The sequence below is a fragment of the Bacillus sp. PK6-16 genome (assembly GCF_056530295.1).
Window position 1 is genome coordinate 5,005,001 of record NZ_CP096511.1, and the last position, 10,000, is coordinate 5,015,000.

Sequence of the window (10,000 nt, forward strand, 5' to 3'; positions counted from 1 at the left end):
GGTTACCCACGTGTTACTCACCCGTCCGCCGCTAACTTCATAAGAGCAAGCTCTTAATCCATTCGCTCGACTTGCATGTATTAGGCACGCCGCCAGCGTTCATCCTGAGCCAGGATCAAACTCTCCAATAAAGTTAGTTTGTCTAGCATCTAAAATAAAAATTGACGTTTCACGTTGTTTGTTTCGTTCAGTTTTCAAAGAACTACTTGGTCGCTCATTTGCGACTTCCTTATGTTAACACTTTCGTTAATTGATGTCAACTAAGTTTTTTATTTCGTTTGTCGCTTTCGACGTTATTGTCCTCGGCGACTTGTCCTATATTACACCCCCGTAGATCAACCGTCAATACCTTTTATCTTTTTTATTTTATAAATCATAAAAGCTTTGCCCTCTCTTAATTTCTAACACAGCCTTAGAACTTCTTAAACTTATGTATTCAAACTAACAATCTGCAGCCTACACTCTCTAACTTAATACTAATACTTTTCTAAAGAATGAATGTGAGACCAAGTAAATATATATTAAGGATAGTATTTTTTCTTTTAGTACGTCCTCCCTCCTGCTCATCTCTAGGGAGATTATAAATAAAACACTTCTCTTCTTTACCTTTAAAATCTAATATACTTAGGAGGCGTTATGAAATGCATGTTAATAAAAAGATAATTTATGTATCCCATGATGCCCATTTCCACGGAGCACAGCTACTTTCTTTACATACTATTAAGGCTCTTAAAGAAAACTTTGATTACTCTGTTGCAATTATTTCTATTGGATCAGGTATTTTAATTCCAGATTTTCAAAAGTACGGTCCTGTTTATTGTCTCGAGCAAGGTTATCAAACAGAAGAAAAGGTCGAATTATTAATAAAGGATTTATTATCACAGGATTTTACCCTCGCCATATGTAGCACTGTCATAAGTGGCGATATCGTCGCATTACTAGCTAGACACAATATAAAAGTTGTTTCATTAATACATGAATTACCGCATTTAATACAACAGTACTCTGCTGAAGGGAAAGCTAAAAACATCGCTGAATTTGCTTACAAAGTTGTCTTCCCTTCACAATACGTATATGAAAAATTTCGTACAATCACTGAATTGGATCCTCAAAAATGTCACATTCTCCCTCAAGGTTTGTTTAACCACAATCCTTATAAAAACAATATCGCAAAAGCTAGAAATGAGTTACGTAAGAAGCTTAACCTGCCTCTAGATAGCAAAATTATCTTAGGTGTAGGCTTCGCAGATTATCGAAAAGGAATAGATTTATTCTCACTTATCTCTTACTCAGTACGAAAGACTCACAAGGATATTCATTTCATTTGGGTAGGGAGAACGGACGTTCAATTCCTGAATACACTGCCCCCTAAATATAAAGCACATTTCACATTAGTCGATCCTACTCCCGATATCGGATTATATAACGCCGGGGCTGACTTATACTTATTAACTTCAAGGGAAGATCCTTTTCCAAATGTTGTTTTAGAAGCATTAGATGCAAAACTTCCTGTTATAGGGTTTAAAAATGCTGGAGGTTTTGAAGATGTTGTTACAGAAAAAACTGGTGCCTTAGTAGATTTTTTAAATTTACCCAAAATGCTAGAAAAAATATATGAATTTATTCATGATGAGGGATTACGATTACAAAAGGGAAGCTTTGGCCAAGAACTTATCGAAAAAAACTTCAATTTTCTTAATTACATTTATCAATTACTAGATCTTCTCGAACATAATTACAAAAAGATAAGTGTAATCATACCGAACTATAATTATGAAAAATACTTACCTGCTCGAATCGAATCAATATTAAACCAAACCTACCCTCTTTACGAACTAATTTTCTTAGACGATGCCTCCACTGATCATAGCGTATCAACTTTTAAAAAGCTGCTCTCAAAAGAAAATAAGACCCACCTGAAGGTTCAACAGGTTATTAATGATAAAAACTCTGGTTCTGTATTTAAACAATGGATAAAAGGAGTCTCTGCAGCAACTGGTGATTATATTTGGATCGCAGAGGCCGATGACTTATGCGATAAGACATTTTTACAAGAGGTGATACAGGGGTTTTATATAAATAACAATATTACCTTAAGTTACACACAATCAAAACAAATTGATGAACAAGGAAATGTATTGGCTAATCATTATTTAAATTACACAAATGATATCGATAAAGAAAAATGGAAAGGCCCCTATTTTCGAAAAGGCGTCGAAGAAATACAAGATACGTTACTTATCAAAAACACTATACCTAATGTTTCAAGTGTAGTTTTTAAAAATATAGATATGAAGAAAACAGAAAAACAGTTAGAGAAGTTCAAAATAGCTGGTGATTGGTTTTTCTATGTTTCTCTTCTTACAGAGGGAGATATTTACTTCAATCCAGCCCCCTTAAACTATCATAGACGACATTTAAATAGCGTAACAAGAACAGAAGATTCATACTCCCATTACAATGAAGTTGTGCAAATGCAAAATTTCATTAAAGAAAGATTTACTATCGACGACATTTCTAAAATGAAAATGTATACATATAGAAAGCATCTTAAAGCATACTTAAAAATTTAAACTTGTGCTTTCTATGCCATCAATATCTCTTGTAAGTTGCTACTATTACTTAAGGGAGGAATACTCTTTGAAAGACTTTATAGAGGAACATAAAGATTTAATTTCTCAAATCGCACACAGCTATAATGTAAATGCAAGTATCCATCCTGAGGATCATATCTTTCAGTTCATTGTCACTAATCCCGTCTTCCCATCAAAAAAAGAAGCGATAGATTACTACTTTAAAGATGGGCAAAACTCAGCACAAATACTCTTAAACTTAATTACTTCCCTTTATCCTCCTACAGGCAATCCAATTAAATTGTTAGAATTTGCATCCGGATACGGCTGCGTAACACGTCATTTATTAAATCTACAAGCGAATTTGAGTATAACCGCTTGCGATATACACGAAGAGGCTATTTCCTTTATTGAAAACAAATTAAATAGTGCTTCTATATTATCTCATCCTGAGCCTGAACAGTTAAAATTGGACTCCTCTACGTACGATATCGTTTTCTGTCTATCCTTTTTCTCTCATATGCCTGATACAACTTGGTTTCGTTGGCTGCAAACATTGTATAACGCTGTTTCACCTGGTGGTTTATTCATTTTCACAACCCATGGCTATCAAAGCAAAAAATACTTCGGGTTTCCAAATTTAAATGAAAAGGGCTATTGGTTTCTCTCTTCTAGTGAACAATTCGATTTAGATGTGAATCAATACGGACAAACGATAGTTAGTCCCTCTTACGTGTGTGACAAAATTAAATTATTACCCCATAACCCAATTATCAAAAAGTATACTGAAGGATTTTGGTGGGAACATCAAGACCTTTGGGTTATAGAAAAAGAAGTAAAATAATAACCCACGCTCTGCTTATACAAGTAGAGTGTGGGTTATTGTTTTTTACTATATAAGAACTCTTCAATCCATAGCTTATTTAATCTAATCCCATGTTTAAAATCTATTTTAGGTTCCCAATTCAATTCTTGTTTTATCTTATCAATATTTAAAATGATTTTTTGAACGTTCTCTTGTTTTTGTTTGTAACAGATAAAATCCACTTTTCTTTCTGTTATTTTCTCTAATTCCACTATAATTCGTTTTAAAGAAAGACCTTTGCCACTCCCTATGTTGTATACGCAAGATTTCAATTGATTTAATTGTGCTAGTTGTATAGTAATTTCAACTAAATCATCGATATAAATATAATCTCTAATAATCTCCTCTGGATTCCCATATATATGAATCCTTTCATTACTGAGATGCTGGTACAAAAAACAATTTATCGCCCCAACTTTTTTTAAGGGGTTTTGGTATTTTCCATACGGATTAGAATATCTACATACAACATAATCTATTCCATATTTTCTCTTATAAAAATACAAATAATTCTCCAGCGAAACTTTTGTTATTCCATACGGGGAAAGTGGTCTTAATGGATGTTTCTCATCAATAGGCAAATATTCAGGTTCACCATAAACTGTGCCTCCCGAAGAAGCTAATATAATTTTTTTAATACGAAAATCTTTAACACTTTCCATGAAATTAAGAAAAAATAGACTGCTATTAATATCACCGAAAACATCTTCAATTGAAGTTGCTACGTTAGACGTCGCAGCTAAATAAATAATAATATCTATATTCACTAAAGCCTTATATATATCCTCAACATTTTTTAAATCACCTTTAATAAATTCAACTTCACTTACAATATTTTGAGGAAAATTATTTATATGTCTGGAAAATACTTTTACATTTTGCCCCTGTTTCAATAAACCCAATGCGAGGTTGATACCAATGAAACTATTTCCACCTACTATTAAATAATTATTCTTCCTCATAATATCATCTCTCTAGTAGTAAATTTTTCCCGTCTTCAAACCTAAAAATATACACAAATAAACTGGATCATTTCGATTATTCATCTTCTTATCATTGTATGTTTGTTATAAATTTTCATTATCTTTATTTTCTATTTTCATTTCAGAATAGCTTCCTTATTCAGGTTGACTGCAAAAACACTCATAATATTTACTCATCCCCATGAATATATTTAATAAACAATCCTCACTTGTTTAACCCATAAAAAAACTTCTAAATACACAAGGTTTTCAAAAAAGGAGTGCGAAACTCATGAAAAATATAAATCAAGAACTTTTAAATCATGTAATTCTACATAAAGATCGAATTCCACATTACCATAAAGACTTTCCGATTATACTATTTTGGAGTCATAGAAGCGGATGCACCGCGTTAGCTAATTGGTTCTTTTTTCAAATCGGATTATTTACTGAAGCAAAGAAATACAATGACTTTATTCATTACTATGAGTTCTGGGTGTATAAGAACAATACAAATTACATACCAGAGTTACAAAATGGTCTTCTAGAGGGTAAAAAGGATGTTTGTAAACTTGTGCGAAATCCCTATACAAGGGCTGTCAGCTCATTTCTATTACTTGCTGACAACCCATATGCTAGCCCTCAATGGGAAAGTATCCGTCATTATTTTTACAATGACAAATATAGTAATCAAGGAATATCATTTAAACAATTTTTATATTACGTTCAGGCATTCAGCTCCAATTCTCTAGCGTTAGATATACATTTTAGTCAACAATACGTCCCTGGTGAAGAAAACTTCATCCAATGTTATATTCCTTTAGAAGATTTTAATACACAAATCACCAAACTAGAACACACGTACGATTTGATAAAATCCCCTTTAGCACTTCTTACAAATTCAGATCATCATCGCGCACATAAGATGATTTATGCAGGGAGCTATGCAGAACTTAGCATTACAGATACAGACTTCCCACGATTTCCAACATACGAAAGCTTTTATGATAAAGAAACTATGGATTTAGTTACAGAAATATACGCACAGGATTTTGAAATGTACCCATACACGAAAGGGATATTTTAAGTCTATACATTTTCCCATGAATAAAAGCTGATGCATCGCATAGCATAAAGTGAAACTTTAATTCGATTGGGGGTTCTCTTCAACTGATTATTCCCTTCTCCTAATCGCAATTTTAAGAGATACCTAACTTTCACCCATTCCCCCTTTGATTTCGCTGATTGTTGACGTGTATCATACTTTCCATAAATAGATTGCATTTAACATAGGAGGGATGTCGTGTGGAAATCAATTTGAAACACAATAATGGGTACTGCGTTATTTGCGAAAAGAAAGCTACATTTATAGAGCATAATGATTGGCTTAGAGATCATTATTTATGTTCTACATGTAACTCTATACCAAGGCAGCGAGCTTTAATCCATGCTTTGCATACATTTTTTCCAAAATGGGATTCCTATAGTATCCACGAATCCTCTCCTGGAGGGATTACAACTCAGCTGCTATTAAAAAACTGTAAAAACTATACTTATTCTCAATACTTTAGAAATTATCCTCTTGGCCAATACTTTCAAGGTATTAGATGTGAGAACTTAGAAGACATGACTTTTGAAGATGAATCTTTTGATTTATTCATTACTCAAGACGTTTTTGAGCATGTAATGACGCCGAACAAAGCCTTTAAAGAAATAGAACGAGTATTAAAACCTGGCGGCGCTCATGTATTTACTGTCCCTTGGTATCATACACTCACAAAAACTGTGCAAAGAGCAAGAATGAATCAAGAGGTGATTGAATATATTGAAGAGCCCATTTATCACGGAAACCCTATTGATGAGAATGGATCTTTAGTAACGTTCGATTGGGGGCAGGATATGATTGAATATATTTATACACACGCAAACATGTATACCATTGTTTATTTACAAAAGGATAGATTACTAGGGTTAGATGCTGAATTTTTACATGTTTTTATTAGTAAAAAGCAAGAAAATAAAGTTTAATCACTATATAATTCGGAGGTTTAACAAATGAATAAATTTAAGTTAGGAAGTGATTTTGATCATCTTGTTAATTCACTATCTGATGTCGAACTTCTAAATTTATTTATACAAAGTTGTTCGCAAATAACGGTAAATGGGGTTCCCGTACCTAGGTTTCCTCCTGAAGAAATTCAAAAACAATTTGTAGGGGCTTCCTATGAACATGCTCTTTACGAAGCATATTTATTTTATAGACATATAAAACAATACGCCCAAAATTTAGGGGTTCCCTTGAATAAAGAAAGTAAAGTTTTAGACTTCGGCTGCGGATGGGGAAGAATTATACGCTTCTTATTTAAAGATGCCTCTGATCAAAATTTACTTGGCATTGATGTCGATCCTGCGATGATCACACTTTGTAATGAAACACTAGGAAGAGGGATATATAAAACAGCAAGTCCACATCCCCCTGTAGAATTTATTAGTGACAATTCATTAGATATCATATTCGCTTATTCTGTATTCTCACATTTATCCGAAGCAACTGCCGAAAATTGGGTAAAAGAATTTTCAAGAGTTCTTCGCCCTGGTGGAATCTTCATCGCAACAACACAAGCGCGCTATTTTCTTGATTTTTGTCAACAATTCCAAGAACATCCTGAATTAATTCAAACAGGATGGCATAAAACTTTATCTCAAGCTTTTCCAGATATACATCGCGCCATCTCGGATTATGAAAACGGCAAATTTGTTCACAGTCCTACTGGTGCAGGGGATGTTAGAAATAGTAGTTTTTACGGAGAAACTGTTATACCTAGGACTTATATTGAAAATCATTATGAGAAATATTTAAAGCTACAAGACTTTTTTGATGATGTAAATCGATTACCACAGGCCCTCTTTGTCCTTCAAAAAATTTAATTCCTTTCATTCAACGTAATAAATTTCATGACGAAAAGCACTTTCTATTTCAGCTGTATATCAAATTACCTAATACTCTCTTATTAAGTAAGCTTAAAAAAATCCAATACATACCATAAAAAACAGTAAACAGATAATATATCTCTTATTTTAAAATTGCTTCACCAAATCAAGAATAACTTCCCAACACTTGAACTACGAAAAACATGAGGGGGATATAACTTGAAAATAATAGCTTTTTACTTACCACAATTCCATCAAATTAAAGAAAATGATCGATGGTGGGGGAAAGGATTTACTGAATGGACAAATACTAAAAGTGCACGACCTTTATTTTCAGGACATTATCAACCTAGGGAACCTTATCAAGATTTTTATTACGACTTAACTACCCCCTCCGTAAGAAAGTGGCAAGCGGAAATCGCTAAAGCATACGGTATATATGGTTTTTGTTATTATCATTACTGGTTTAAGGGAAAAAGACTATTAGAAACACCCTTTAATGAGGTACTAAAGATGAAGGAACCTGACTTCCCTTTTTGTCTTTCTTGGGCAAATGAACCATGGACAAAATCTTGGGATGGTCTCGATAAACATATATTAATGCCTCAAGACTACGGAGATATATCTGATTGGAAGGAACACTTTGATTATTTATTACAGGCTTTCCAGGATGAGAGATATATTTATATAGATGATAAACCTCTATTCATTATTTATCGTCCAGGGCATATTCCTGATTGTGAAAAAATGCTTAATTACTGGAATGCATTAGCACGAGAAAATGGTTTAAAAGGCATATACTTTGCTGAAACATTAAACAGTTTTCCACTACCTAATATAAATGGATTCAATGCTAGCATTCAGTTTGAACCTTTCTATACAATTGCCCATGATAGCTCTTCAGACATAAATAAGGTAATATATGATTCTAATATGCAATTAAATGTTTGGGACTACGATAAAGTATGGATGTATATATTACAACGATCGCTCCCAAAGAAAAAAACATTTCCCGGGGCTTTTGTTGATTGGGATAATACTGCACGACGAAAAAACGCAAATAGCAGCATCTTTGTAGGTTCTACCCCTGAAAAGTTCAGCATATATTTAAGCAAGCAAATTCATCGGACTTACTCTTTTTATAACAGCGAGTTTTTATTTATTAACGCATGGAACGAGTGGGCGGAAGGAACTTACTTAGAGCCAGATAAAAAATATGGATTTTCTTATTTAGAAGGGGTTAAAAATGCAATTGATAGAGGTATGAAAGCATACAAAAAAGACGAGTCATTCTGACTCGTCTTAAGCTTGCTTGGCGACGTCCTACTCTCACAGGGACAAGGTCCCAACTACCATCGGCGCTAGAGAGCTTAACTTCCGTGTTCGGTATGGGAACGGGTGTGACCTCTCTGCCATCATCACCAAACTATGAAGGCATATTCCTTCAAAACTAGATAACATTTGCTACATATTATATGGTTAAGTCCTCGATCTATTAGTATTCGTCAGCTCCACATGTCACCATGCTTCCACCTCGAACCTATCAACCTGATCATCTTTCAGGGATCTTACTAGCTTACGCTATGGGAAATCTCATCTTGAGGGGGGCTTCATGCTTAGATGCTTTCAGCACTTATCCCTTCCGCACATAGCTACCCAGCTATGCCCTTGGCAGAACAACTGGTACACCAGCGGTGCGTCCATCCCGGTCCTCTCGTACTAAGGACAGCTCCTCTCAAATTTCCTACGCCCACGACGGATAGGGACCGAACTGTCTCACGACGTTCTGAACCCAGCTCGCGTACCGCTTTAATGGGCGAACAGCCCAACCCTTGGGACCGACTACAGCCCCAGGATGCGATGAGCCGACATCGAGGTGCCAAACCTCCCCGTCGATGTGGACTCTTGGGGGAGATAAGCCTGTTATCCCCGGGGTAGCTTTTATCCGTTGAGCGATGGCCCTTCCATGCGGAACCACCGGATCACTAAGCCCGACTTTCGTCCCTGCTCGACTTGTAGGTCTCGCAGTCAAGCTCCCTTATGCCTTTGCACTCTACGAATGATTTCCAACCATTCTGAGGGAACCTTTGGGCGCCTCCGTTACACTTTAGGAGGCGACCGCCCCAGTCAAACTGCCCACCTGACACTGTCTCCCGGGTCGATAAGACCCGTAGGTTAGAATTTCAATACAGTCAGGGCGGTATCCCACCAGCGCCTCCACCGAAGCTAGCGCTCCGGTTTCAATGGCTCCCGCCTATCCTGTACAAACTGTACCAAAATTCAATATCAGGCTACAGTAAAGCTCCACGGGGTCTTTCCGTCCTGTCGCGGGTAACCTGCATCTTCACAGGTACTATAATTTCACCGAGTCTCTGGTTGAGACAGTGCCCAAATCGTTACACCTTTCGTGCGGGTCGGAACTTACCCGACAAGGAATTTCGCTACCTTAGGACCGTTATAGTTACGGCCGCCGTTTACTGGGGCTTCAGTTCAGAGCTTCGCTTACGCTAACCCCTCTCCTTAACCTTCCAGCACCGGGCAGGTGTCACCCCCTATACTTCGCCTTACGGCTTCGCAGAGAGCTGTGTTTTTGCTAAACAGTCGCTTGGGCCTATTCACTGCGGCTTTCCGTTAAGAAAGCACCCCTTCTCCCGAAGTTACGGGGTCAT

Annotated in this window: 7 protein-coding genes and 3 rRNA genes (2 of these 10 cut by a window edge); 6 read left to right on the forward strand and 4 right to left on the reverse strand. The window is 35.9% G+C overall.

What is annotated here, in order from left to right; translation table 11 throughout:
• Positions 1-131 (reverse strand): 16S ribosomal RNA (locus M1D66_RS25625) (it extends 1,421 nt beyond the left edge of the window).
• Positions 132-641: 510 nt separating this feature from the next.
• On the opposite strand from M1D66_RS25625, the gene M1D66_RS25630 reads away from it, so the two are divergent.
• Together M1D66_RS25630 and M1D66_RS25635 are read left to right on the forward strand one after the other, a co-directional pair.
• On the forward strand, positions 642-2,573 hold the full coding sequence (locus M1D66_RS25630) for a glycosyltransferase (RefSeq protein WP_086388122.1): 1,932 nt from the start codon (positions 642-644) through the stop codon (positions 2,571-2,573).
• 67 nt (positions 2,574-2,640) lie between these two features.
• Positions 2,641-3,417 carry a class I SAM-dependent methyltransferase gene (locus M1D66_RS25635; protein WP_086388123.1) on the forward strand — a complete coding sequence of 259 codons (777 nt, stop codon included), beginning with the start codon at positions 2,641-2,643 and terminating at the stop codon, positions 3,415-3,417.
• Between the two features lie 35 nt (positions 3,418-3,452).
• Here M1D66_RS25635 and M1D66_RS25640 read toward each other — a convergent pair whose 3' ends face one another.
• Complete coding sequence (locus M1D66_RS25640; RefSeq protein ID WP_001230834.1) at positions 3,453-4,400, reverse strand: NAD-dependent epimerase/dehydratase family protein; 948 nt, start codon at positions 4,398-4,400, stop codon at positions 3,453-3,455.
• A gap of 292 nt (positions 4,401-4,692) precedes the next feature.
• On the opposite strand from M1D66_RS25640, the gene M1D66_RS25645 reads away from it, so the two are divergent.
• The 4 genes from M1D66_RS25645 to M1D66_RS25660 all read left to right on the forward strand — a co-directional run bounded on the left by M1D66_RS25645 (position 4,693) and on the right by M1D66_RS25660 (position 8,627).
• Positions 4,693-5,487: a sulfotransferase family 2 domain-containing protein gene (locus M1D66_RS25645; RefSeq protein WP_000790047.1), complete on the forward strand. Its 795-nt coding sequence runs from the start codon at positions 4,693-4,695 to the stop codon at positions 5,485-5,487.
• A gap of 218 nt (positions 5,488-5,705) precedes the next feature.
• Positions 5,706-6,428: a class I SAM-dependent methyltransferase gene (locus M1D66_RS25650; protein WP_086384836.1), complete on the forward strand. Its 723-nt coding sequence runs from the start codon at positions 5,706-5,708 to the stop codon at positions 6,426-6,428.
• A gap of 27 nt (positions 6,429-6,455) precedes the next feature.
• Positions 6,456-7,328, forward strand: a complete 873-nt coding sequence (locus tag M1D66_RS25655) for a class I SAM-dependent methyltransferase (protein WP_086384837.1) — start codon at positions 6,456-6,458, stop codon at positions 7,326-7,328.
• A gap of 222 nt (positions 7,329-7,550) precedes the next feature.
• The gene (locus M1D66_RS25660) at positions 7,551-8,627 is read left to right on the forward strand and encodes a glycosyltransferase WbsX family protein (RefSeq protein WP_153595752.1); all 1,077 of its coding nucleotides are present in this window, start codon (positions 7,551-7,553) and stop codon (positions 8,625-8,627) included.
• A 14-nt stretch (positions 8,628-8,641) separates the two neighbouring features.
• On the opposite strand, the gene rrf is transcribed toward M1D66_RS25660, so the two are convergent.
• Both rrf and M1D66_RS25670 read right to left on the reverse strand, forming a co-directional pair.
• A 5S ribosomal RNA gene (gene rrf, locus M1D66_RS25665) occupies positions 8,642-8,757 on the reverse strand.
• A 49-nt stretch (positions 8,758-8,806) separates the two neighbouring features.
• Positions 8,807-10,000 (reverse strand): 23S ribosomal RNA (locus tag M1D66_RS25670); it runs 1,728 nt beyond the window's last position.

Bases quoted from the DNA above. Each gene is read 5' to 3' on its own strand.
- M1D66_RS25655 (WP_086384837.1), top strand. From the start codon at position 6,456: ATGAATAAATTTAAGTTAGGAAGTGATTTTGATCATCTTGTTAATTCA.
- M1D66_RS25630 (WP_086388122.1), top strand. From the start codon at position 642: ATGCATGTTAATAAAAAGATAATTTATGTATCCCATGATGCCCATTTC.
- M1D66_RS25645 (WP_000790047.1), top strand. From the start codon at position 4,693: ATGAAAAATATAAATCAAGAACTTTTAAATCATGTAATTCTACATAAA.
- M1D66_RS25640 (WP_001230834.1), bottom strand. From the start codon at position 4,400: ATGAGGAAGAATAATTATTTAATAGTAGGTGGAAATAGTTTCATTGGT.